We start from the raw sequence: 23,479 nt of genomic DNA, 5'->3' as shown, positions 1-23,479 counted from the left end.
AGCACCGGTGGCCCGCCCGGAGCGCCCCGGCACAGGATGGATCCCCCGACCGGAGGAGAGGCTCCGCCATGCTCAGCACCCGATCGCTGTTCCAGCAGATCTACGCCGACGACCGCGCCTACCAGCTGTTCTGCTCCGTGGCGGCCGGCGGTGAGGACCAGGGCGGCTGGGAGAACGAGCGGATCACCGAGCTCACCGCCGATCCGGTGCTGGCCCCCAAGGTGGCCCGGCACGGCGCGGACGAGCGCAAGCACGGCCGGATCTTCACGCAGCTGCTGCGCAAGCGCGGCCTGGAGAAGGTGGAGGTCCCGCCGGAGACCGACTACTGCATGCTGCTGGAGCGTCAGGGCATCGGCCTCTCGCACGACCGGCTGACCTCGGGCGCCCCGCTCTCCGACCGCGAGATCATCACCTACCTGGCGCACAGCCGGGTCACCGAGCAGCGCGCGTCCGAACAGATGCGCCAGCTGGCCAAGGCCTACGCCGGCAACCCCGACCTGGACCGGGCGATGCGGATGATCTCCGCCGACGAGGACAACCACCTCGCCTACTGCCACGAGGAGCTGCTCCGGCTGGCCGCCCGGGGCCACGGCCCGTACATCCGGCACACCCTGGAGTCGATCGCCCGGGGCGAGATCCGCACCCACCGGGACGTCGGGCTGGCCGTGATGACCGCGCTGGGCCGGATCCTGGGCTGGCCCCGGCATCAGCGGCTGCTGCTGACCGCCGGCGTGTACGGCCTCTACCTGTACGACCGGCTCTGGGGCTGGCGCCGGATGGTCACCCTGCGGATGCCGGCCAAGCGCAACGCCCTGGGCTGACGTCTCGTCAACCCAGGGCGTTGCGGGGGGATCGGCGGCCGGTTCGGCGGCCGGTCAGCGACCGATGATGAGGCTCATCGCCTCGGCCCGGGTGGCCGGGTCGCGGAGCTGACCGCGGACGGCCGAGGTGATGGTCTTGGCGCCGGCCTTGCGGATGCCGCGCATCGACATGCACATGTGCTCGCACTCGATCACCACGATGGCGCCGCGCGGCTCCAGGATGCGCATCAGCGAGTCGGCCACCTGGCTGGTGAGGCGCTCCTGGACCTGGGGGCGGCGGGCGTAGACGTCCACCAGCCGGGCCAGCTTGGAGAGGCCGGTGATCTTGCCGCTGGTGGACGGGATGTAGCCGACGTGGGCGACGCCCCGGAACGGCACCAGGTGGTGCTCGCAGGTGGAGTACACCTCGATGTCCTTGACCAGCACCATCTCGTCGTGGCCCAGGTCGAAGGTGGTGGAGAGGACGTCCTCCGGCTTCTGCCACAGGCCCGCGAATATCTCCTTGTAGGCCCGGGCCACCCGGGCCGGGGTCTCCAGCAGGCCCTCGCGGTCCGGGTCCTCGCCGATCGCCAGCAGCAGCTCACGCACGGCGGCCTCCGCGCGCTTCTGGTCGAACTCCCCGATCGCGGGGTCCTGGTCCAGAGTCACCGGGTCGATCATGCGGGCCTCGCAAGCTGGTCAGTGGAGTCAGTGGGAATGGGTCCGAGCAGCACGGATGCCGCGCCTCCAGGGTACAAACCCGGGTGGCGCGGCATCCATTCCGATCGGCCGTCAGGCGGTGTCAGGCCTCCGGGGAGGTCTCCGGCAGCTTGACGATGTCGACCTGCGGGGCGGCCTCCGCCTGAGCGGCGTTGTTCATCGCCAGCTCCTTCGGGGACTGCACCGGCGGGCGGGTGGACGGCGTCCGGCGGGCGGAGCCCGTCCAGGCCGGCCGGGCCGGGCGCTTGACGATGGAGCTGAAGATCTCGGCGATCTGCTCCTTGTTCAGGGTCTCCTTCTCGAGGAGCTCCAGAACGAGGTTGTCGAGCACGTCGCGGTTCTCGACCAGGATCTCCCAGGCCTCGTTGTGCGCGGTCTCGATGAGCTTCTTGACCTCCTCGTCCACCAGCCCGGCGACCTCCTCGGAGTAGTCGCGCTGGTGGCCCATCTCGCGGCCCAGGAACGGCTCCGAGTCGCTGGAGCCGAACTTGATCGCACCCAGGCGCTCGGTCATGCCGTACTGGGTGACCATGGCCCGCGCGGTGGCGGTGGCCTTCTCGATGTCGTTCGAGGCGCCGGTGGTCGGGTCGTGGAAGACCAGCTCCTCCGCCGCGCGCCCGCCCAGCATGTAGGCCAGCTGGTCGAGCATCTCGTTCCGGGTGGTCGAGTACTTGTCCTCGTCCGGGAGGACCATCGTGTAGCCCAGGGCGCGGCCGCGGGACAGGATGGTGATCTTGTGGACCGGGTCCGCGTTCGGGGAGGCCGCCGCGACCAGGGCGTGGCCGCCCTCGTGGTACGCGGTGATCTTCTTCTCCTTGTCGGACATGATCCGGGTCCGCTTCTGCGGGCCGGCCACGACGCGGTCGATCGCCTCGTCCAGGATGGAGTTGTCGATCAGCTTCTTGTCCGAACGGGCCGTCAGCAGGGCGGCCTCGTTGAGCACGTTGGACAGGTCGGCACCGGTGAAGCCGGGGGTGCGCTTGGCGACGGCCGAGAGGTCGACGTCCGGGGCGACCGGCTTGCCCTTCTGGTGGACCTTCAGGATCTCCAGACGGCCCATCAGGTCGGGTCGGTCCACCGCGATCTGGCGGTCGAAGCGGCCCGGGCGCAGCAGCGCCGGGTCCAGGATGTCCGGCCGGTTGGTGGCGGCGATCAGGATCACGCCGCCCTTCACGTCGAAGCCGTCCATCTCGACCAGCAGCTGGTTGAGGGTCTGCTCGCGCTCGTCGTGACCGCCGCCGAGGCCGGCGCCGCGGTGGCGGCCGACCGCGTCGATCTCGTCGACGAAGACGATCGCCGGGGCGTTCGCCTTGGCCTGCTCGAACAGGTCGCGGACCCGGGAGGCACCGACACCGACGAACATCTCGACGAAGTCCGAGCCGGAGATCGAGTAGAACGGGACGCCCGCCTCGCCGGCCACGGCACGGGCCAGCAGGGTCTTGCCCGTCCCGGGCGGGCCGTACAGCAGCACGCCCTTGGGGATCTTGGCGCCGACCGCCTGGAACTTGGCCGGCTCCTGCAGGAACTCCTTGATCTCGTGGAGCTCCTCCACCGCCTCGTCCGCGCCCGCGACGTCGGCGAAGGTGGTCTTCGGGGTGTCCTTGGTGAGCAGCTTGGCCTTGGACTTGCCGAACTGCATGACCCGGGAGCCGCCGCCCTGCATCTGGTTCATCAGGAACAGGAAGACCAGCACGATGATGACGATCGGCAGCATCGACAGCAGCAGGCTGACGAAGGTCGACTGCTTCTCGGGCACGACGGTGTAGCCGTTCGGCACGCTGGTCGGGTTGGCGGTGAGCCACTCGGCCAGGGTCGCGCCCTGGTCGCCGACGTACGAGGCCTGGAACTTGGAGCCCGAGGGCACCTTGCCGTTGCTGCCCGCGGGCAGCTTCTGACCGTCCCTCAGCTCGACCTTGATCAGATTCGAGTCGCCGGTGGTGATCTGCACCGACTGCGCCTGGTTGTTCCTGATCGCGGAGACGACCTGGCTGGTGTCCGCCGTCTTGGAGCCGCTGGAGTCGGAGACGACCTGCATCAGCACAATGACGGCGAGGACGGCCAGCACGATCCACATGATCGGCGCACGGAAGTATCGCTTGACGTCCATCCATGCGGGGCGTTGCCGCCCCGTCCCTCCTGCCACTCAACAGCGCTGATCGGCTGTGGCCGTCGGCGCATCCGGTATGTGCTCATGAGAAGAGCGGTTTATGGGACCGTACCGCAGCCTTCACCGCCGACGGCGGGAGCACGACGACTACGACGTATTTTCCTACCCCGGCACAACGGGCGGGAACATCGCACTGTTCCCGCCCGTCGCCCGATCGGGGCACTCTCTTCCGACGGCCCGTCAGCCGCCGTACACGTGCGGGGCCAGGGTGCCGATGAACGGCAGGTTCCGCAGCTTCTCCGCGTAGTCCAGGCCGTAGCCGACCACGAACTCGTTCGGGATGTCGAAGCCGACGTACTTGACGTCGATCTCGACCTTGGCGGCGTCCGGCTTGCGCAGCAGGGTGCAGACCTCCAGGGAGGCCGGGCCGCGCGAGCGCAGGTTGTTGAGCAGCCAGGACAGGGTCAGGCCGGAGTCGATGATGTCCTCGACGATCAGGACGTCCCGGCCCGAGATGTCGGTGTCCAGGTCCTTGAGGATCCGGACCACGCCCGAGGACTTGGTGCCCATGCCGTAGGAGGAGACCGCCATCCAGTCCATGGTGACCTTGGAGTGCAGCACCCGGGACAGGTCGGCCATCACCATGACGGCGCCCTTGAGGACGCCGACGATGAGCAGGTCGCGGCCGGCGTAGTCCTGGTCGATCCGCTCGCCGAGCTCCAGGAGCTTGGCGTCGATCTCGTCCTTGCTGATGAGCACCTTCGCCAGGTCGGCGCCCATGTCGTTGTGATCCACCGGGGATACGTCCTCAAACGTTCGGGGTCCTGTGTCTGCGGCGGCCCTGCGACCTGGTGTTCACCCGTCAGTCGCCCTGGCGCCGGAACACCAGCGTGCCACACGTGCGGGTGACCTCCACCCCTCCGGGTAGGTGCAACGGCCCCTGACCACGCCATCCGGTGACCAGCAGGTCCACCGTTTCGAGGTGACGGGCGAACAGGTCACCGGCCGGACAGCCCGCCCGCAGCGCGGCCCGGCGCAGCAGCCGGCGGCGGACGGCGGACGGCAGTTCGGCCAACCTCGTGACGTCCAGGGCCCCTTCGGCCGTCCGGAGGTCGCGCTCGGCCAGGGCGGCCCACTGGTCCAGCGCGTCGGCGTCGTCCCGGAACAGCCGGGCGGTCCGCGCCAGCGCCTCGACCACCCCGGTGCCCAGGTGCTTCTCCAGCACCGGCAGCACCTCGTGCCGCACCCGGGCCCGGGTGTACGCCGGGTCGGAGTTGTGCGGGTCGTCCCAGACCGGGATCGACTGCTCCTTGCAGGCCTGCCGGGTCGCCGCCCGGTCCAGCTCCAGCAACGGCCGCCGGTAGCGGCCCTTCTGGGCCGGCATCCCGGCCAGCGACCGGGCGCCCGACCCGCGGGCCAGGCCCATCAGCACCGTCTCGGCCTGGTCGTCCCGGGTGTGCCCGAGCAGCACCGCCACCGCGCCGAAGCGCTCGGCGGCCTCGTCCAGCGCGGCGTACCTGGCCTCCCGGGCGGCGTTCTCCGGGCCGCCCTGACGGCCCACCAGCACCTGGACCGCCTCCACCGGGTCCAGCCCCAGCTCGGCGAGCCGGTCCGCCACCTGGCGAGCCCGCTCCTCGGAGCCGTCCTGCAGTCCGTGGTCCACCGTCACCGCGCCCACCCGCAGGCCGAGCTTGGGCGCCTCGAAGGCGGTGGCGATGGCCAGCGCCATCGAGTCGGCGCCGCCGCTCACCGCGACCAGCACCAGCGGCGAACCGGGGGCGGCGGGGGTACGGGGCAGCCCGGAGGGGTGGCGGCGGGCGTTGCCGATCAGCGCGGTGGCGGTGCCGGCCGGCTCGGGGGCCGGGGCCCCGCTCAGCGCGAGGGCGGCGGGGCGGCCGCGCGGCGAGCGGGCGGCGGGGGTGATGTCGCCCAGGTCTGCGGCGAGTTCGGCGAGGGTGCGGCGGACGGCGAGGCGTATCGCCGCGACGGCGGGGTGTGGTCCCACGGGGAGGCACTCCTTGGCACGGGGGCGGAGCGGGAACGGTGACGCGGCGTCAGCCCACGGTCACCGGATGCTCACAGATGGTCGCAGAATCCGGGCACCGGCCACGCCACCCTCGCCACCGGTACGACCACGGTCCCACGTACGAGTGAATGAAGAAACGTTCCCTCACCGCCATCGGGTCAACCTGACGGCACCGGTGTACGACCCCCGCGCGGCTGCGCCCCGCAGGGGAACGGCAGCCCGGCGAAAGCGGCTACCCCGGGGGCGCGAGGAACTGCGCGAGTCGGGAGGCGGGGCACCGGCAACTGAACCTCCGTCAGCCAGTTGCAGGTGCTGCCGTTCCCGAGCGCGCAGTTCCCCGCGCCCCTGCGGGGCGCCTACGGCGTGACGCGGGCGACGCCCCTCCCCCATCCGGCAAGCCCGCCGCAGGCGAACTCCGTACCCTTCGCACGAGCCCGCCGCAGGCGACCCCCGCTACGGCGCGACCCGGGTCACCCAGGCGGCGGGGTTGTGGATCTCCTCCTTGGTGGGGAGGGTGTTCGGGGAGGTCCAGACGCGGTTGAAGCCGTCCATGCCGACGCGGTCCACCACGCCCCGGACGAAGACCGCGCCGTCCTGGTACTGGCGGAGCTTGGCGTCCATCCCGAGCAGCCGACGGATCACCAGGTCCAGCCGCCCCGCCCCGAGCTGACGGCGCTGCTGGAACTTCTCCCGGATCTCCCCCACGCTCGGCACCACGACCGGCCCGACCCCGTCCATCACCACGTCCGCGTGCCCCTCCAGGAGGGACATCACGGCCGTCAACCGGTTCAGGGTCTCGCGCTGGCCCGGCGACTGCACGACCTCCATCAACGAGCCCCGCTCGCGCTCCCCCTCGCCGCGCCCGCCGAGCAGCCCGCGCGCCCGCTCCAGCAGCGCCACCGGGTCGACCTCGGTCTGCGCCAGGAAGGACTGCACCTCGGACTGGATGTGGTCGCGCAGCCACGGCACCGCCGTGAACTGGGTCCGGTGGGTCTCCTCGTGCAGGCAGACCCAGAGCCGGAAGTCGTGCGGGTCGACGTCGAGTTCGCGCTCCACCTGGACGATGTTCGGCGCGACCAGCAGCAGCCGTCCGGGGGACGGCGGACGGAGCCCGACGCGGGGCGAGTCCATGATCCCCTCGGGGCTGTCCGGGGCGCTCGGCAGGGGGCCCGGGTACTCGGCCGGGGCGAAGGTCTCGTACTGGCCGAGCACCTTCCCGGAGAGGAAGGCCAGCACCGCGCCGATCTCGACGCCGGTGGCCTTCTCGCCGATCGAGCCGAACACGGCGGCGCCCGGGGTGTCGGTGCGGCGGGCCTGGAGCTTCTCGACCAGCGGGCGCACGACGGTGCGGAAGCCCGCCACGTTGGCCCGCACCCAACCGGGCCGGTCGACCACCAGCACGGGGGTGGAGTCGGCGGCGAGCAGGCTGGAGGACGCCATCCGGGTGTAGGCGCGGACGTGCTCCTCCGCTTCCAGCGCGTGGCGCCGGAGTTCGGAGACCACCTCGCGGGCCTCGGCGCGGGTCACCTCCGGGCCGGGCCGCACCAGCCGGGTCGCCGTAGCGACCGCGAGATCCCAGTCGACCATCCCAGCCCCACCGCTCGCGCTCGTCATGCCCTCACCGTACGGGAACCCCCGCCCGGGGCACACGCTTGCGGCCCTCGGGACCCGGAGGGCCACCCAGGGGCGCGAGGAACTGCGCGAATCGGAAGGCGGCTCACCTGCACCTGAGGGCACGTCAGCCAGTTGCACGTGCTGCCGTTCCCCCGCGCGCAGTTCCCCGCGCCCCTGCGGGGCGCAACCCGTGTGCCTCAGCGGCAGCCGCAGGCGGCGAGGCGGGCGATGACGCGGTCGATGGCGGCGCGGGCGGCGTCGCCGGAGGCGGTGGTGTGGGTCATCAGGGCGAAGGTGAGCGGACGGCCGTCGGCGTTCATGACGGTGCCGGCCAGGGTGTAGATGCCGCTGCCGGCCAGGGTGCCGGTCTTGGCCCGGACGATGCCGATGCCCTCGGGGGACTTCGCGAAGCGGCCGGCCATGGTGCCGGTGAAGCCGGCGATCGGAAGGCCGGTCAACACCGGGCGCAGCCGGGGGTGTTCGGGCGAGGAGGCGAGGGCGAGGACCTTGGCGAGGACCAGCGGGGAGAGCTGGTCGCCGGTGTGCAGGCCGCTGCCGTCGTTGAGGACGACGCCGGCCATCGGGACGCCGAGCGACTCGAGGGTCTGCCGGGTGGCGAGCGAGGCGCCCTCGAAGCTCGCGGGTTGCTTGGCGGCGAGGGCGACCTGACGGGCGATCGTCTCGGTGAGGAGGTTGTCGGAGGTGGTGAGGAAGCGCTCGACCAGCCGGTCGATCGTCGGCGACTTCACGGCGGCGAGTTCGGCCGCGCCGGCCGTGGCGGTCCTGGCGACGGGCTTGCCCTGGACGGTGATCCCGAGCCCGCCGAGGAGGGCGGCGAAGGCCTCGGTGGCCTTGGTCGCGGGTTCGGCGACCCGGACGGGGGCCTCCTCCTGGGAGCGCGGGTCGTTCTTGGCCTCGTCCACCATCAGCGGGGTGACGTCGGCGATGTTGGTGGCGTCGTGCTGGGCGTGCCGGATCGGACCGGTGAAGAGCGAGGCGTCGAAGCCGAGCTTGACGGAGGTGACCCCGGCGGACTTGAGGGCGGCGGCGGTCCGCTGGGCGAGGTCGGCGAGCGAGGCGGGGGCGGTGTCCTCGTCCACCGGCATGCCGCCGACCCGGACGTCGGCCACCGGCAGGGTGGAGAGCGTCGGGTCACCGCCACCGACCAGCACGATCTCGTCGGGGGCGGCGCCCTGCACGACCCGGGTGGAGAGCCGGGTGTCGCCGGGGACGAGGTGCAGCGCGGCGACCGCGGTGAGCAGCTTGGTGGTGGAGGCGGGGGTGGCCGCGGTGTTCTCGTTGCCGCCGTAGAGCAGGGCACCGGTGACGCCGTCGGTGACGGCGAAGCTGAGGGTGCCGAGCGCCTTGTCCTGCACCAGGGCGCCCAGGTCGCGCTGGAGTCCGGCGGTGGTGGGCAGCCCGGTGTCGCCGGTGACGCTCGCGGCGAGCACGGCGCCGCCGGTGGCGGCCAGCTTCGGCCCGGCGGGGGCCGGCGGCTTGGGCGCACCGGTGGCCGACGCCCCGGAGGCCGGGGCGGACGGACGTCCGCTGCTCTGGCCCGCCTTGGGGCTCGGCGCGGCGGAGGCCGCCGTCAGACCGCCCGCGGTGAGCGCGACCCCGAGCACTCCGGCCACCGCCGCCGTGCGGCCACGCCGCACCCCCGTCCCTCGCTGCACCACCGGGCCCCTTTCCTGAGCACACCCTGCCGTAGGAGACACTAGATCCTGTCAGTCCCTACCTTGGAGGAACCGTTGGAGTTCGACGTCCTGATCGAGATCCCGAAGGGCTCCCGCAACAAGTACGAGGTCGACCACGAGTCGGGTCGCCTCCGTCTTGACCGGATGCTCTTCACCTCGACCCGCTACCCGGCCGACTACGGCTACGTCGAGGGCACCCTCGCGGACGACGGCGACCCGCTGGACGCGCTGGTCATCCTGGAGGAGCCGACCTTCCCCGGTTGCCTGATCAAGTGCCGCGCCATCGGCATGTTCAAGATGACCGACGAGGCCGGCGGCGACGACAAGCTGCTCTGCGTCCCGGCGACCGACCCCCGCTGGTCGCACCTGCAGGACATCCAGCACGTGTCGGAGTTCGACCGCCTGGAGATCCAGCACTTCTTCGAGGTCTACAAGGACCTGGAGCCCGGCAAGTCGGTCCAGGGTGCCGACTGGGTCGGTCGCACCGAGGCCGAGGCCGAGATCAACGCCTCGATCAAGCGCTTCGAGGAGAACGGCGGCCACTGAGGCCCCGTCACTCCCGGGACCGGGGCGAGCAGCTGACTGCTCGCCCCGGTCCCTTTTTTCATCCACACTCTTACCGACAAGCTGTCGGCATCACGTTGACTTAGGTAAGGCTAACCATAGAGAATCGGGATCGTCTTCCCCCCACCACGGAGGTCCTCATGACCAACCCCGAGCCCACGCCGTTCTCCACCGTGCTGCGCACCGCCAGCGCCGCCGAGCACGAGGCCGCAGAAGGCTCGGCCTTCATGGGGCACCTGCTGAACGGACGGCTCGGGGTGGACGCCTACGCCGAGCTGTCGGGCCAACTCTGGTTCGTCTACCGGGCCCTGGAGGGCCGGGCGGCCGAGCTGGCCGAGCACCCGGTGGTCGGCCCGTTCATCGACCCGGCGCTGTTCCGCACCGCTGCCCTGGAGGCCGACCTGCTCCACCTGCGCGGCGCCGGCTGGCGGGACGGGCTGGTCGCGCTGCCCGCCACCGCCGCGTACGCGGCCCGGCTGGAGGAGCTCGTGGAGCAGTGGCCGGCCGGGTACCTGGCCCACCACTACACCCGCTACCTGGGCGACCTGTCGGGCGGTCAGATCATCCGCGGCATCGCCGAGAAGACCTGGGGCTTCGAGAAGAAGGGCGCGGGGGTGCACTTCTACGTCTTCGACGAGGTCGGCAACCCGGCCGCGTTCAAGCGCGACTACCGGGCCAAGCTGGACGCCGCCGGCCTGGAGCTGGACGAGGTCGAGCGCCGCCGGGTGGTCGAGGAGACCAAGCGGGCCTTCGGCCTGAACAGCGCGCTCTTCGCCGACCTCGACCTGCGCTACCCGCTCAGCGCCTGAGCGGGACCGCACGACGGTGCCCCCGCCGGGAGTTCGACTCCCGGCGGGGGCACCGTCATGTCGTCAGCGGGTGCGGCGCCGGAGCAGCACCGTGGTGCCGGTGCCGAGCAGCAGCAGCCCGGCCGCGGTGGCGACCAGCGGGACCACCGGGGTGTCCATGCCGGTCGAGGCCAGCTGGCCGTTCGAGCCGAGCGAGCCGCCGCCGTCACTGGTCAGCACCGCACCGCCGCCGGCCGTCCCCCCGCCGGCCGTCCCGCCGCCCGTGGTCCCGCCGCCCGTGGTGCCGCCGTTGGTGGCGCCGGTGCCCGCCGAAGGGGCCGGGGTGGAGGGCTTCGCGGAGGAGGCCGGCAGGGTGGCGTTCTTGTCGAAGGACAGCACGGCGTTCACCGGGTCCAGCGCGTCGCCCTCCGCGTAGAAGCCGGCGAAGGCGGTGGCGCCCTCCTTGGTCAGGGTGGCGGGCAGCTGATCGAGCGTCACCAGGCCGTTGACCGGGGCGAAGCTCGCCTTGGAGACGTCCAGTGCGGCGATCTTCATGCCCTTCCACTGCGCGGTCGTCCCGTCCACCGCCTTGGAGGTCAGGTCGGCGGTCAGGAAGGCGCCGGCCCGCTCGATCGACACACCCGGGTTGGCGATGGTCAGGTCCAGCTCGTACGCGTCGCCCTTGGGGTGGGCCAGGAAGCGGACCGAGCCCTGGAAGCCGGCGGTGACGCCGTGGCTCTTGGTGTTGTACGAGCCGCTGCCCTTGCCGAACCGGTAGTCGGCCGCGCCGCCGCCGAACTCCACCTTGCCGCCGCTGGCCGGCATGGCCAGGTACTTGCGGAAGGACTCCTTCACGCCCCACTCCAACCGGCCGTCCACGATCGGGAGTTCCGTCGGAGCGGTGCTCGGCGAAGCGGAGGCCGACGCCGAGGCCGAGGGGCTGGGCGAGGAGGACGGGGATGCGGACGCGGAGGACGAGGCCGACGCCGACGGGGACGCCGAGGCGGAGGGCGACGCCGAGGCGGACGGGGACGGCGAGGAGGACGGCGAGGAGGACGGGCTGGTGGAGGGCGAGGGCGAGGCGGTGGGCGTGGACTTGGCGAGCACGATCTTCACCGGATCCATCGCGGCGCCCGCCTGGTAGAAGCCGCCGAAGACCGCCGAACCGTCCGCCGTCAGGGTGGCCGCCGCCGGCACGCCGGCCGTGGTGTCCCGGCCGACCGCGAAGGTGACCAGCGGGGCGTCCTCGCGCTTGACCACCTTGGGCGACTTCGCCTTGGTGGCCGGGTCCTCGACCAGCTCCACCGTGGAGGCGTCGGCGGTGATCGAGCCGGTGGTGCCGCTGGTGGTGAGCTTGAAGTCGGTCAGGGTGATGTCCATCTGGCCGCCGTGGGCGGTGAACCGGACCCCGCCGGTGAACGTGCCGGAGAGCGCGTGGGTGGTGGGGTCGTACTCGCCCGCCCCGTCGAAGTGCAGCGTGCTGTCCGCGTTCCGGGCGGCGCCGCCGGTCAGCTCGACCTTGCCGCCCTGGGAGGCCGGGCCCTCCAGGTACTTGAGGAAGCTGCTCTTCACTCCCCAGTCGAACGAGCCCTGGTCGTACACCACCTTGGCCGGAGCCCCGAAGGCCAGGCTGGGCACGCCGACGGCCGTCAGGCCGAGGCCTATCGCGGCGGCGGCCAGGGCCGGGAGCGGGGTGCGGTTGCGACGGGTGGCGGTGGGAGTGACGGGCATGACGGTGATGCTCCTTCAAGCGGGGGGAGAGGAAGGGGAGTTCAGGCGGCCCGGCGGCGGCGGACCAGCAGGGTGGTGCCCACGGCGGCTCCGGCCACCAGCACGCCGCCGATCACGGCGGCCGGCACCCAGCCGGAGGAGGAGTCCGAAGCGGCGGCCACGGGGGTGGCCGGGGCGCCCGTGGAGGGGCTCGCCGGGGCGGTGGGCGGGACGGAGCCGAGGTCCGGCAGCGGCGGCAGGACGGCGGCCGGGTCGAGGGCCACGGCGAAGCCCAGCGGGTCCATGGCGGTGCCGGCCGGGTAGAGCCCGCCGAAGGCCTTGCTGCCCTCCTCGGTGAGGGCGAGCGGGAGTTCGGCGGCCTTGAGCAGACCGCCCTCGGGCTTGAGGCCGGCGGCGTCGAAGGTGGCCAGCACCACGCCGGACAGCTGCTGGGCCTCGCCGTTGGCGGTCCTGCCGGAGACGTCGGCGGCCAGCGTGCCCTTCCCGCCCGCGACCTTCACGGTCGGGGCGGTCAGGGCCAGGTCGAGGCCGTACGCGCCGCCGCTCTCCATGCCCCGGAAGCGGACCGTGCCGGTGAAGGCGGCGGCCAGTTCTCCGGTGGCCGGGTCGTACGAGCCCTTCGCCGGGGTCCAGCGGAAGAAGGCGCCGCCGTCGGCCGCACCGCCGTCCAGCTGCCAGCCGCCCTTGGCGATGGTGCCGGTGACGTAGTCCCGGAAGGTGCGCCGCACGCCCCAGTCCAGCGCGCCGTTGGCGAACTCGGTGCGGGTCGCGGCAGGTGCCGCGGTGGCGCTCTCGGACGGGGCGGTGGTGGCCGCGGGGGTGTCGGTGGGCTTGGCCGTGGCGCTCGGCGTCGGGGTCGCGCTCGGGGTGGGCGCGGCGGCCGCCTTGACGTTGACCGAGAGGGTCAGCGGGTCGAGCTCCGTCCCGGCCGGGTAGAAGTTGCCGAAGGCGGTGGCCCCGGAGCCGGTGAGCGTGGCGGGCACGTTGGACAGGGTGATCGTGCCGCCCTGGCCGCGCAGGTCGATCCCGCCGAGCCCGAGCTCGGCCAGCTTCACCTGGCTCGCGCTGCTCACCGTGCCGGTGTCCTTGGCCTTGCTGACCACGTCCGCGTAGAGCCCGCCGCTGCCGGAGCCGGCCTTCACGGTGAACCGGCTCAGCTTCATGTCGAGGGCGAAGGTGCCGTCGGTCTCGTGGCCCTTGAAGGTGACCCCGCCGGAGAGCGCGGCGGTGAGTGCACCGCTCTCCGGGTCGTACGTCCCGGTGGCCGAGTGGAACCGGAAGGTGTCCCCGCCGACCGTGGCGGCGCCGCCGGTCAGGCTCCAACTGCCCTTGGCGATCGGGCCGGTGACGTAGCTGAGGAAGGAGTGCTTGATGCCCCAGTCGAGCCGTCCGCCGGAGACCGTGCCGGGGGCGGCGGAGGCCGTCGGCACCGCCAGGGTCAGCAGGGCGGCGAGCGCCGTGACCAGGGTCGCGGCGAGGCGGCGCAGGCGGGACGAGAAGGGCATGGCGGAGCGCTCCAGGTCGGCGGGGTGCGGCAAGGCACGGCGGGTTCCGAGGGAACCCCCCCTTGCGTTTCTGAGGTAAGGCTAACCTAATATATGCGTCAAGAGTCACCCCGGGTCCACCCCGCGTTCAAGCGCCCGGAGGTGTCAGCACCCCGACGAGGAGCACCAGTTGACGGCGAACCACCGAATCCGCGCCCGCGCGCTGGGCCTCGCCCTGCTGCTCGCTACCGCCGTCGGCTGCGGCGCCGCCGGCGCCGGGACGCCCACCCCCACGACCGCCGCGGCCGCCGTCCCCGACCGGGTCGAGCCGCTCGCCGTGACCCCCGCCCCGGTGCTGCCGGTCACGGTCGACTCGGTCGACGGCCGCCAGGTCACCGTCGCCAGCGCCGAGCGGATCGTGCCGCTCAACGGCAGCCTGGCCGAACTGGTCTTCTCCCTCGGCCTGGGCTCGAAGGTGGTGGCCCGGGACGTCTCCACCACCTTCGAGCAGGCCGCCGCCCTACCCGTGATCACCCAGGCCCACGACGTCTCGGCCGAGGGCGTGCTCTCGCTGCGCCCCACCCTGGTGCTGGCCGACCGCTCCACCGGCCCCGCCGAGGCGGTGGCCCAGATCCGGGCCGCCGGGGTGCCGCTGGTGGTGCTGGACGACGCCAAGCGGCTCTCCGACGTGGACCTGCGGATCGCCAAGGTGGCCGCCGCCCTCGGGGTCCCGGACGCCGGACGGCAGTTGACGGAGCGCACGGCCGCCCGTACCGCCGAGGTCCGGGCCGGGATCAAGGCCGACGGCAGGCACCCCAAGGTGGCCTTCCTCTACCTGCGCGGCAGCGCCTCGGTCTTCCTGCTCGGCGGCCCGGACTCCGGCGCCGTCTCGCTGATCGAGGCCGTCGGCGGCAGCGACGCGGGCACCGCCGCCGGGCTGACCGGCGACTTCACGCCGCTCACCAGCGAGGCCCTGGTCAAGGCCGCCCCGGACGCCGTCCTGGTGATGGGCAAGGGCCTGGAGTCGGTCGGCGGCGTGGACGGGCTGCTCAAGCTCCCCGGCGTGGCCCAGACCCCGGCCGGGCTGGACCGCCGGGTGGTCTCGATCCCGGACGGCGAACTGCTCAGCTACGGCCCCCGCACCCCGCAGGTGCTGACCTCGATCGCCTCCCAGCTCTACGGGGCCGGGAAGTGACCGCCCTTCAGGACCGCCCGCTCGCGGCCGCCACCGCCCCCTCGAAGGCCCGGCGCCCGGACCGCTCCACCCTGCTCACGGCCGGCCTGGCCCTCGCCCTGCTGCTCGCCGCCCTGCTGGCCGCCGGGACCGGCGCCTACCAGGTGCCGCTGGGCGACGTGCTGGCCTCCGTCGCGCACCGCCTGGGCCTCGGCGGCCACGCCCTGGAGCGGGTCCCCGAGTCGGTGCTGTGGAACGTGCGCTTCCCCCGGGTGGTGCTGGCCCTGCTGGTCGGTGCCTCCCTGGGCTGCGCCGGCGCGCTGATGCAGGGCGTCTTCGGCAATCCGCTGGCCGAGCCCGGCGTGATCGGGGTCTCCTCCGGCGGCGCGGTCGGCGCGGTGGCCTGCATCGTGCTCGGCCTGGACGCGCTGGGCGGCTGGACCGTCACCGTCTTCGCCTTCGGATCCGGCCTGGCCACCGTCTTCGCGGTCTACGCCCTCTCCCGCTCCGGCGGCCGGACCGAGGTGGTCACCCTGGTGCTCACCGGCGTCGCGGTGAACGCCTTCTGCGGTGCGCTGATCGGCCTCTTCCTGTTCACCGCCGACTCCGCCGCGATCAGCCAGGTGACCTTCTGGCAGCTCGGCTCACTGGCCCAGGCGACCTGGGGCAAGGTGCTCGCCGTGCTCCCCTTCGCCCTGCTCGGGCTGGCCGTCGCGCCACTGTACGCACGGAAGTTGGACCTGCTGGCGCTCGGCGAGCGCCCGGCCCGGCACCTCGGCGTGGACGTGGAGCGGATGCGCCTGGTGCTGATCACCGTGGTCGCGCTGCTCACCGCCGCCGCCGTCTCGGTCAGCGGCGTGATCGGCTTCGTCGGCCTGGTCGTCCCGCACCTGCTGCGGATGCTGGCCGGCCCCGGCCACCGCTTCCTGCTGCCCGGCAGCGCCCTGGCCGGCGCCCTGGTGCTGCTGCTCGGCGACCTGGCCGCGCGCACCCTGGCCCAGCCCGCCGAGCTGCCGCTCGGGGTGCTCACCGCGCTGATCGGGAGCCCGTTCTTCTTCTGGCTGCTCCGCAGGACCCGTACCAAGCAGGGAGGTTGGGCATGAGGCGGCCGCGGCGGCAGGTGCCGGAGCGCCCCGCGCCGGGCACCGAGGTGCTCGTCACCGAGGGGCTGCGGCTGAGCCTCGGCGGGCGCGAACTCCTGGGCGGGGTGGACCTGGTGGTGCGCGCCGGGGAGGTGCTGGCGCTGCTCGGCCCGAACGGGGCGGGCAAGTCCACCCTGCTCTCGGTGCTGGCCGGGGACAACGCCCCGACGGCCGGCGAGGTGCGGCTGCTGGGCCGCCCGCTCGGCTCCTACCGGCCGGCCGAACTCGCCCTGCACCGTGCGCTGCTGCCGCAGTCCTCGGCCCTCACCTTCCCGTTCACGGCCGGGGAGGTGGTCCGGATGGGCCGCGCCCCGTGGGCCGGGACGGCGGCCGAGGCGCAGGACGAGGCGGCGGTGGCCGAGGCGCTGGCCGCCACCGAGTCCACCGCCTTCGCCGAGCGGCCGTTCACCGCGCTCTCCGGCGGCGAGCGGGCCCGGGTGGCGCTGGCCCGGGTGCTGGCCCAGCGGGCCGCCGTGCTGCTGCTGGACGAGCCGACGGCGGCGCTCGACCTGCGCCACCAGGAGCTGGTGCTCCGGGTGGCCAGGGAGCGGGCCGCCGCCGGGGACGCGGTGGTGGTCGTGCTGCACGACCTCTCGCTGGCCGCCGCCTACGCGGACCGGATCACCCTGCTCGCCCGGGGCCTTCCGGCGGCCGACGGGCCGGTGGCCGAGGTGCTCTCCGCGGGGCTGCTCAGCGAGGTCTACGGCCACCCCGTGGAGGTCCTCCCCCACCCCGGGACCGGCGCGCCGCTGGTGCTGCCGGCCCGGGAGCCGAGGAGCTGACCTCCCGTCAGCCCTCAGTCCTCGTCGTCGAGGCGGAAGCCGACCTTCAGGCCGACCTGGAAGTGCGCCACCTCACCGTCGGCGAGGTGGCCCCGGATCTGCGTCACCTCGAACCAGTCGAGGTTGCGCAGGGTGCGGGCGGCGCGGCCGACGCCGTTGCGGATGGCGGCGTCCACGCTCTCGGTGGAGGATCCGACGATCTCGGTGACCCGGTAGACGTGGTCGGTCATGGCTGGCTCCCTGCTCTGCGGACGGCGAGTCCGTGGACGGTCCCCCGACCAACCCACCGTGCCCCAGCCGGGTGCCCGCCGCACGTGCACGCGGCCGCCCGGGTCGGGTCGCCCCGGTCGGCCTCCGGTCAGCCCCCGGCCAGCAGGTCGTCCACCCGGGCCTCGCCCTCCCGGTACCGGCGGGTGATCTCCGCGCTGCAGTCGTCGGCCCGCCGCTGGAGCGCCTGGCGTCGGCCGGAGACCTCCCGCTCGTGCACGGTCAGCCGCTCCACCGCGGCCAGCAGCTCCTCGGTGCCGTGCGCCCCGAGGTCGGCCAGCTGGACGTCGCCCATCAGGGCGTCCGCCTCCCGCTGGTAGCGCTCGCCGCGCGGCGGGCCCATCCGCAGGTGCCGGGCGGGCCGGCGCACCCCTGACGGGGCGTCGGCCAGGATCGACGGCAGCCGGCCGAGCAGGTCGTCCGCCTCCGGGCGGTCGGCGGCCAGCCGGCGGCGCTCCAGCTCGGCCCGCAGGATGTCCAGGCGCCCGTGCAGCAGCCGGCGCAGGTAGGAGAGGTCGGCCTCCTGGTCCTGGGCGTCCCGGCGGATCAGCCGCAGCCGCTCCAGCCCCAGGCCGGTGAGCCCGTACGCCTGCTCGTCGTGGGCCGTGCTGCTCGCGTCCATCAACCAACCACCTGCCGCTGTTCCGGTCACCGTACCTCCCCCTGACGCCCCGTCACCCCGTGCACGACCGCCCGGTGCCGAGGGTTCCCGGCGGAGGAGGAGACCACCCGTGCGAGGGATGCGTGCGTTCGAAACCTCCGAACAGGGGCCGCCCGCGCGCCGTCCACAGCGTGCCATCCGCAGCCGTCCCTCGCACCGCCCGTACCCCCGAACGGCCCCCTGGCGAAGGGGGGTGGCTGATACGACGAGGACAATCCGCAGGCCGCGCGGGGGCTCGTCCGCCGGGCTCCGCGCGCCCCCGGCGTGCGGGGTCCGTCCACGCGCCGGGGGCGCGCTGTGACGCCTGGGGCAGAATGTGCCGCATGCGAGCAGTGGTGCAGCGGGCCGCCGAGGCGGCCGTGACGGTGGACGGCGAGACGGTCGGCGCGATCGAGGGCCCGGGGCTCTGCGTCCTGGTCGGCGTGACGCACGAGGACACCCCGGAGAAGGCGGCCCAACTGGCCCGCAAGCTCTGGACGCTGCGGCTGTTCTCCCACGGGGACACCGAGGAGAGCTGCTCGGACATCGACGCGCCGCTGCTGGTCATCAGCCAGTTCACGCTCTACGGCGACGCCCGCAAGGGCCGCCGCCCCACCTGGAACGCCGCCGCGCCCGGCCCGAAGGCCGAGCCGCTGGTGGACGCCGTGGTGGCCGAGCTCCGGGCGCTGGGGGCCACCGTGGCCACCGGGCGGTTCGGCGCGGACATGAAGGTCAGCCTGGTGAACGACGGGCCGTTCACCGTGCTGCTGGAGATCTGAGGGACGGTCAGGCGGGGACGATCACGTCCTGGCTGCCCGGGACGCCGTCCGCGAGCAGCACCTCCTCCACCGGCACGTTCCGCTTCACCAGGGCCAGCGCGATCGGCCCCAGCTCGTGGTGGCGGGCCGAGGAGGTGACGAAGCCGACCGGGCGGTCCTGGCCGGGCCGCAGCACCTCGGCGCCGTGCGCGGGGAGCTTCTCCTCGGTGCCGTCCAGGTGCAGGAAGACCAGCCGGCGCGGCGGGCGGCCGAGGTTGTGCACCCGGGCGACCGTCTCCTGGCCCCGGTAGCAGCCCTTCTGCAGGTGCACGGCGCTGGTCAGCCAGTCCACCTCGTGCGGGATGGTCCGGTGGTCGGTCTCGAAGCCCAGCCGGGGCCGGTGCCCCTCGATCCGCAGCGCCTCGTACGCCCAGACCCCGGCCGCCGGGCCGTAGCCCGCCGCCAGCGACTCCAGCTCGGCGCGCGGCACGAACAGGTCCCGCCCGTAGGGGAGTTCGCGCACCGCGAGGGCACCCTCGGCGGAGGCGGCCGAACCGGCCGGCAGGTGCACCACGGCGAGCTCGCCGGTGCGGTCGGCGACCTCGACCCGGTAGAAGAACTTCATGCTCTCCAGGTAGGCGATCAGCGCCTCCTGGGTGCCCGGCTCCACGTGCGCCCAGGTGGTCTCGCCGTCGTCCACCAGGTAGAGCGCGTGCTCGACGTGCCCGTTCGGGGAGAGGATCAGCGCCTCGGTGGCCTGCTGGGCCGGGAGCGCCGAGACGTGCTGGGTGAGCAGCAGGTGCAGCCAGGAGAGCCGGTCGGCACCGGTGACGGTGACCACGCCCCGGTGCGAGAGGTCCACGAAGCCGCGCCCGGCGGCCAGTTCGCGCTGCTCGCGGAAGAGGTCGCCGTAGTGCGCGGCCACCCCCTCGTCGGCTCCTTCGGCGGGGACGGCACCGGGCAGGGCAAGCAGCGGACTCTTCATGCCCGCAAGCTTACGACTGTGCCCGTTCGAGTTCGGCGGTGCAGTCGGCGCAGCGGCCGAAGATGGCGAAGTGCTTGAGGTCGGTGTCGAAGCCGTGCGCCGCCCTCAGGCTCTCCACCAGCGGCGCGGCGATCGCGGTGTCGGTCTCGATGACCGAGTCGCAGTCCCGGCAGACCAGGTGGAGGTGGTGGTGACGGCCCGCCAGGTGGTAGCTCGGGGCGCCGTGGCCGAGGTGCGCGTGCGAGACCAGGCGCAGCTCCTCCAGCAGCTCCAGGGTCCGGTAGACGGTGGAGATGTTGATGCCGCTGGCGGTCTTGCGGACCTCGTGCAGGATGTCGTCCGGGGTCGCGTGGTCCAGCCGGTCGACCGCCTCCAGCACCAGCTGGCGCTGCGGAGTGAGCCGGTACCCGCGCTCGCGCAGGTCGGCCTTCCAGTCGGAGGGGGTCTCGGTGTCCGCCACGGTGCCTGCCCTGGGTCTCGTCGAGGTCGTGGCGACAAGTGTAGGGACCGGCCGACGGGCCGGTCCCTACCTCGTCGGGCTTGCATCCGGACGGCTCAGCGGAAGAACGCGATGCCGTCGTCCGGCAGGTCCGCGATGTCCTGGATCAGCTTCGCCGGGTTGAGCACCTTCTTGAGCTGCGCCGACATGTACGGGCGCAGCGGCACCTCGGGCGCGGACTTCTCGCCGACCCAGGCCAGGTCCTCGCCGTTGACCAGCCCGTACAGGCGCTTGCCGCCGGAGTAGCGGACCTCGTCGCTGATCCGGGCGACCGCGTCGGTGGCCAGGTCGATCTGCGGCTTGCCGTCGTGCAGCTTGCCGTACCAGATCTCCACGGTGCCGTCGTCGCGGACCGAGGACACCTCGATCTCGCGCTCGCCGCTGGTGCCGTGCTGGTTGGTGGTGACCCGCCAGAAGGCGTGCTCGGTCTCGAGCGGGCGGATCTTCTCGCCTTCGGCGTCCAGCTCCCAGCTGCGGGAGCGGAACTCGAGGAAGGCCCGGCCGTCGTGCCGGAACACGATCTCCTGGCCGAAGTTGCACTTCTCCGTGCCGGGGAAGTCGTAGACGCCCGCGCCCTCCCAGGTGCCGAGGAGGAAGGCCAGCGAAACGACGTCCGGGTGGAGGTCAGAAGGGATCTCGATCATGTTCCTGGTCGCTGTCGTCGGTGTGGTGCCTCAACCGTACGGCAGTGGTCAGCGCTGGCCCTGGTAGAGCTTCATGACGGAGAAGATGGCGAACCAGGTGATCAGGACGGCCATCAGGACGAGCAGGCCGTCGAAGAAGTATTCCAGACCGGACACGAGGCGCTCCCAGTTGCGGCGTTGCGGAGACTGAACAGGACGGCCACGAGTCTATCGGCCCGTTGTGCGGGGATCTCGGTGAGCCCCGCCACCTGGCCCGAACCGACTTATAGGGTGTCAGCATGCCGAAGAAGCTGGTCATCAAGGTCACCGCCGGTCCCGAGGCTCCGGAGCGCTGCTCGCAGGCCTTCACGGTGGCGGCGGTCGCCGTCGCCAGCGGCGTCGAGGTCTCGCTCTGGCTGACCGGCGAGGCCTCCTGGTTCGTGCTGCCCGGGCGGGCCGCCGAGTTCGAGCTCCCGCACGCCGCACCGCTGCCGGACTTGCTGGAGTCGGTGCTGGCGGGCGGTCAGGTCACCCTCTGCACCCAGTGCGCGGCGCGCCGGGGCATCGAGGAGAAGGACCTGATCGAGGGCGCCCGGATCGCCGGGGCGCAGGTCTTCGTGCAGGAGGTCATGGCCGAGGACGTCCAGGCGCTGGTCTACTGACCGTCCTCTCTACTGACCGTCCTCGTGGTCGGGGTGGTCCCGGTCGTGGCCGGGATCGTCCCACTTCGGGTCGTCCCAGCGCGGGTCGTTCCACCAATCGTCCTCGGGGTCGCGCTTGTTGGCGAAGACAGCGGCCACCGGCGGGATCACCGCGGCGAACACGCACATGCCGATCGCGGCCGGCACGGACCACAGGCGCACCACGCCCCAGGCCAGGACGAACGTCCCCAGGCAGACGCCCATCATGACGAAGTACCAGAAGTGCCTCCGGCGTTGCCTCACCCCTCCACCGTACGGCCGTCGGCAAGGCCGCCGGGGTCAGACCCGGGTGGTGCACAGGACGGTGCCGCCGTTCACCTCCAACTGGCGGTAGACGGCCTGGTCGTCCGTGCCGCGGCGGCAGCCGCCGTCCGGCACCGGGCCCGGGTGCACGGCGGTGATCCGCAGCGCGCCGTCGTAGCCCTCGGCCCCGGCGGGCGCCCCGTCGCACGGCCAACTGCCGAGCAGGTCCTCCGCCCGCAGCTGCGGATCCCCGTCCGTGCCCTTCACCGGGAAGCACTCGCCCTCCCGGTACCTGCGCTCCAGGCAGAGCGTGGTCTCGGCCATCGGCGCCGCGTGCACCCAGGAGCCCCGGCCCGCGCCGTCCGGACAGCCCTTGGCGCTGGTGCCCGGGAGGGCCGCGAGGACCTTGAGGCGCGCCTCGGCCGAGCCGCACGGCACCTCCTCCGGGAACGGGGTGGACCAGGTGCCGCCCGGCAGCCGGTGGGTGCTCAGGCACTCGCCGGCCGCGACGCCCTGGAAGGCCAGGTTGGCGATCAGCCCCGGGTCGTCGGTGGGCGGGGTGGCCGGCGCGGAGACGGGCGGCGTGGTGCCGTGGGCCCCGGGGGTGTCGCCCGGCCCGCCGCCCTCGCCCCACTGCCACGGACGCAGCAGGACGGCACCGGCGGCGATCACGAACACCAGCACCCCGGCCAGCAGGACGGGCCACCAGCGGGCGCGCGGCCGCTCGGGCCGCTCGGGCCGCTCGGGCCGCTCGGGCCGCTGCGGCGGGCGGCTGTCCGGCCCGGGTGCCGCCGGCACGGGTGCGGGTGCCGGCCAGGACGGCGGCGGGAACTGGGACGGGACGGGAGACTGCGGCGGGACGGACGGCCGTCGGAGCGGGAGGGTGGTGACGGGCGGCGGCGCCGAGGGCCCCGGGGCCGCTGCGGGCGGTCGGGCAGCGGACTGCGGCCGAACATCCGGTGCCGGCGCGGCGGGTGACGGTCCGACAGGTGACGGCCCGACGGGTGCCGCAGGGGCGGGTGGCGGTGTGGCGGGCAGAGCCGGCGCCGGCTCAGGCGTCGACGCTGCGGGCATCGGCGCTGCGGGCATCGGCGCTGCGGGTGTCGGCGCTGCGGGCGTCGGCGGAGCCGGGACGTAACCGGGACGCCGGACCCGTCCGAGCCTGGTGGGTGCCGACTCGCCGCCGGACGGGTGGGCGAGCTCCAGCTCGCGGCCGCGCCGCTCGTACGCGTCGATCAGGGCGGTCCAGCGCGGTGGGAGCCAGCGGCTGCCGCTGGAGGAGACCGGGAGGCCGTCCAGCGAGGCGAGGAAGGCGGCGTGCAGCTCTGCGGGGGTGGGCCGGTCGCCGGGTGCGGCGGCCAGGCAGGGGCGGACCAGCGGAGTCAGTTCCTTGGGGAGGCCGGTCAGGTCGAGCCGGTTGTGCTGCACCAGGGCGAGCAGCTGGAGGGTGTCGTGGTGGTCCGGGTACGGAGGGCGGCCGACCGCGAGGTGGAACAGGGTGGCGCCGAGCGAGTAGACGTCGGAGGCGGCCTCCGAGCGTTCGCCCCGGGCCTGTTCGGGCGAGGTGAAGGTGAGGGTGCCGAGGGTGAGGCCGGTGCGGGTGAGGTCGGCGGCGTGCGAGATGCCGAAGTCGATCAGCCGGGGGCCGTCCAGCGGCAGCAGGATGTTGGAGGGCTTCACGTCGCGGTGCACGATGCGGTGCGCGTGCAGCACCATCAGCGCCTCGGCCGTCCCGGCGGCCAGCCAGCGGACGGCGGAGCCGGGCAGCCGCCCGGCGGTGCGGACCAGTTCGCCGAGCGAGGGCGCCGGTACGTAGTCGAGGGCCAGCCACGGCGGGTCGCCGTCCGGATCGGCGCCGCGCACCCGGACGGTGTGCTCGCTCTCCACCCGCTGGGCCAGCCTGGCCTCGCGGGCGAACCGGTGCCGGTCCACCTCGTCGCGGCTGCCCTCCGGCAGCAGCGTCTTGACGGCCGCCAGCCTGCCGTCCGGCCCGTCCTCGCGGGCCAGGTAGACCCGGCCCATGCCGCCGGCGCCCAGCCGCCCGAGCAGCCGGTACGGCCCCAGCCGGACCGGGTCGTCCCCGGCCAACGGCGCCACCCTTGCCCCCGTCATCGCACTCCCCCGTGTCCCCCGG

At 73.4% G+C, this 23,479-nt stretch carries 23 protein-coding genes; 8 read left to right on the top strand and 15 right to left on the bottom strand.

The genetic code is table 11. The annotated features are described in order from the left end of the window. Nucleotides 1-68 precede the first annotated feature (68 nt). The gene (locus tag ACWEPF_RS22195) at nt 69-821 is read left to right on the top strand and encodes a ferritin-like domain-containing protein (RefSeq protein WP_452173865.1); all 753 of its coding nucleotides are present in this window, start codon (nt 69-71) and stop codon (nt 819-821) included. Between the two features lie 54 nt (nt 822-875). Here the strand turns inward: ACWEPF_RS22195 and folE are convergent, their stop codons facing one another. From folE to dacB, 6 genes are all read right to left on the bottom strand, one after another. Next, nucleotides 876-1,481: a GTP cyclohydrolase I FolE gene (folE, locus tag ACWEPF_RS22190; RefSeq protein ID WP_452173864.1), complete on the bottom strand. Its 606-nt coding sequence runs from the start codon at nt 1,479-1,481 to the stop codon at nt 876-878. Nucleotides 1,482-1,602: 121 nt separating this feature from the next. Then, nucleotides 1,603-3,627: an ATP-dependent zinc metalloprotease FtsH gene (gene ftsH, locus ACWEPF_RS22185; RefSeq protein ID WP_345283644.1), complete on the bottom strand. Its 2,025-nt coding sequence runs from the start codon at nt 3,625-3,627 to the stop codon at nt 1,603-1,605. Nucleotides 3,628-3,867: 240 nt separating this feature from the next. Continuing rightward, nucleotides 3,868-4,407, bottom strand: coding sequence for a hypoxanthine phosphoribosyltransferase (gene hpt, locus ACWEPF_RS22180; protein ID WP_380149463.1), 540 nt, complete (start codon nt 4,405-4,407; stop codon nt 3,868-3,870). Between the two features lie 82 nt (nt 4,408-4,489). Continuing rightward, nucleotides 4,490-5,632, bottom strand: a complete 1,143-nt coding sequence (gene tilS / locus ACWEPF_RS22175) for a tRNA lysidine(34) synthetase TilS (RefSeq protein ID WP_345283640.1) — start codon at nt 5,630-5,632, stop codon at nt 4,490-4,492. Nucleotides 5,633-6,106: 474 nt separating this feature from the next. Continuing rightward, nucleotides 6,107-7,267, bottom strand: coding sequence for a zinc-dependent metalloprotease (locus ACWEPF_RS22170; RefSeq protein ID WP_345283638.1), 1,161 nt, complete (start codon nt 7,265-7,267; stop codon nt 6,107-6,109). Nucleotides 7,268-7,464: 197 nt separating this feature from the next. Further along, nucleotides 7,465-8,943 carry a D-alanyl-D-alanine carboxypeptidase/D-alanyl-D-alanine endopeptidase gene (dacB, locus tag ACWEPF_RS22165; protein ID WP_452173863.1) on the bottom strand — a complete coding sequence of 493 codons (1,479 nt, stop codon included), beginning with the start codon at nt 8,941-8,943 and terminating at the stop codon, nt 7,465-7,467. Nucleotides 8,944-9,018: 75 nt separating this feature from the next. Here dacB and ACWEPF_RS22160 point away from each other — a divergent pair, with 75 nt between their 5' ends. Together ACWEPF_RS22160 and ACWEPF_RS22155 are read left to right on the top strand one after the other, a co-directional pair. Continuing rightward, the gene (locus tag ACWEPF_RS22160) at nt 9,019-9,510 is read left to right on the top strand and encodes an inorganic diphosphatase (protein ID WP_345283634.1); all 492 of its coding nucleotides are present in this window, start codon (nt 9,019-9,021) and stop codon (nt 9,508-9,510) included. 158 nt (nt 9,511-9,668) lie between these two features. Continuing rightward, nucleotides 9,669-10,337: a biliverdin-producing heme oxygenase gene (locus ACWEPF_RS22155; RefSeq protein WP_452173862.1), complete on the top strand. Its 669-nt coding sequence runs from the start codon at nt 9,669-9,671 to the stop codon at nt 10,335-10,337. Between the two features lie 63 nt (nt 10,338-10,400). Here the strand turns inward: ACWEPF_RS22155 and ACWEPF_RS22150 are convergent, their stop codons facing one another. Both ACWEPF_RS22150 and ACWEPF_RS22145 read right to left on the bottom strand, forming a co-directional pair. Next, a complete protein-coding gene (locus ACWEPF_RS22150; protein WP_452173861.1) occupies nt 10,401-12,047 on the bottom strand; it encodes an HtaA domain-containing protein in 1,647 nt (548 codons plus the stop codon). Between the two features lie 41 nt (nt 12,048-12,088). After that, on the bottom strand, nt 12,089-13,552 hold the full coding sequence (locus ACWEPF_RS22145; RefSeq protein WP_452173860.1) for an HtaA domain-containing protein: 1,464 nt from the start codon (nt 13,550-13,552) through the stop codon (nt 12,089-12,091). A 169-nt stretch (nt 13,553-13,721) separates the two neighbouring features. On the opposite strand from ACWEPF_RS22145, the gene ACWEPF_RS22140 reads away from it, so the two are divergent. The 3 genes from ACWEPF_RS22140 to ACWEPF_RS22130 are packed head-to-tail and all read left to right on the top strand — an operon-like array spanning nt 13,722 to nt 16,629. Continuing rightward, nucleotides 13,722-14,726, top strand: coding sequence for a heme/hemin ABC transporter substrate-binding protein (locus ACWEPF_RS22140; protein WP_452173859.1), 1,005 nt, complete (start codon nt 13,722-13,724; stop codon nt 14,724-14,726). Next, on the top strand, nt 14,723-15,808 hold the full coding sequence (locus ACWEPF_RS22135; RefSeq protein ID WP_452173858.1) for a FecCD family ABC transporter permease: 1,086 nt from the start codon (nt 14,723-14,725) through the stop codon (nt 15,806-15,808). The genes ACWEPF_RS22140 and ACWEPF_RS22135 overlap by 4 nt, the downstream gene beginning before the upstream one ends. After that, nucleotides 15,805-16,629 (top strand): heme ABC transporter ATP-binding protein, encoded by an 825-nt coding sequence (locus ACWEPF_RS22130; RefSeq protein WP_449796942.1) that lies wholly within the window; start codon nt 15,805-15,807, stop codon nt 16,627-16,629. The genes ACWEPF_RS22135 and ACWEPF_RS22130 overlap by 4 nt, the downstream gene beginning before the upstream one ends. 14 nt (nt 16,630-16,643) lie before the next feature. Here ACWEPF_RS22130 and ACWEPF_RS22125 read toward each other — a convergent pair whose 3' ends face one another. Both ACWEPF_RS22125 and ACWEPF_RS22120 read right to left on the bottom strand, forming a co-directional pair. Continuing rightward, nucleotides 16,644-16,859, bottom strand: a complete 216-nt coding sequence (locus ACWEPF_RS22125; RefSeq protein ID WP_345283622.1) for a dodecin — start codon at nt 16,857-16,859, stop codon at nt 16,644-16,646. 128 nt (nt 16,860-16,987) lie between these two features. Next, a complete protein-coding gene (locus ACWEPF_RS22120) occupies nt 16,988-17,518 on the bottom strand; it encodes an RsiG family protein (protein WP_452173857.1) in 531 nt (176 codons plus the stop codon). Between the two features lie 362 nt (nt 17,519-17,880). Here ACWEPF_RS22120 and dtd point away from each other — a divergent pair, with 362 nt between their 5' ends. Next, complete coding sequence (gene dtd, locus ACWEPF_RS22115; RefSeq protein WP_345283619.1) at nt 17,881-18,315, top strand: D-aminoacyl-tRNA deacylase; 435 nt, start codon at nt 17,881-17,883, stop codon at nt 18,313-18,315. Nucleotides 18,316-18,322: 7 nt separating this feature from the next. Here dtd and ygfZ read toward each other — a convergent pair whose 3' ends face one another. The 3 genes from ygfZ to ACWEPF_RS22100 form a co-directional block, all read right to left on the bottom strand. Continuing rightward, on the bottom strand, nt 18,323-19,279 hold the full coding sequence (gene ygfZ, locus ACWEPF_RS22110; protein ID WP_449796944.1) for a CAF17-like 4Fe-4S cluster assembly/insertion protein YgfZ: 957 nt from the start codon (nt 19,277-19,279) through the stop codon (nt 18,323-18,325). Nucleotides 19,280-19,289: 10 nt separating this feature from the next. Further along, a complete protein-coding gene (locus ACWEPF_RS22105; protein ID WP_452173856.1) occupies nt 19,290-19,739 on the bottom strand; it encodes a Fur family transcriptional regulator in 450 nt (149 codons plus the stop codon). A gap of 95 nt (nt 19,740-19,834) precedes the next feature. Beyond that, entirely contained in the window at nt 19,835-20,422 is a 588-nt protein-coding gene (locus ACWEPF_RS22100; protein ID WP_345283613.1) for an FABP family protein, read from the bottom strand. A 278-nt stretch (nt 20,423-20,700) separates the two neighbouring features. Here ACWEPF_RS22100 and ACWEPF_RS22095 point away from each other — a divergent pair, with 278 nt between their 5' ends. After that, entirely contained in the window at nt 20,701-21,063 is a 363-nt protein-coding gene (locus ACWEPF_RS22095) for a DsrE family protein (RefSeq protein WP_345283611.1), read from the top strand. Nucleotides 21,064-21,072: 9 nt separating this feature from the next. Here the strand turns inward: ACWEPF_RS22095 and ACWEPF_RS22090 are convergent, their stop codons facing one another. Together ACWEPF_RS22090 and ACWEPF_RS22085 are read right to left on the bottom strand one after the other, a co-directional pair. Then, nucleotides 21,073-21,345: a DUF3099 domain-containing protein gene (locus ACWEPF_RS22090; RefSeq protein WP_345283609.1), complete on the bottom strand. Its 273-nt coding sequence runs from the start codon at nt 21,343-21,345 to the stop codon at nt 21,073-21,075. A 36-nt stretch (nt 21,346-21,381) separates the two neighbouring features. Next, nucleotides 21,382-23,457: a serine/threonine-protein kinase gene (locus ACWEPF_RS22085; protein WP_452173855.1), complete on the bottom strand. Its 2,076-nt coding sequence runs from the start codon at nt 23,455-23,457 to the stop codon at nt 21,382-21,384. Nucleotides 23,458-23,479: the final 22 nt, after the last annotated feature.

The organism is Kitasatospora sp. NPDC004289, assembly GCF_053602875.1.
This window is presented reverse-complemented; position numbering and strand designations above follow the sequence as displayed.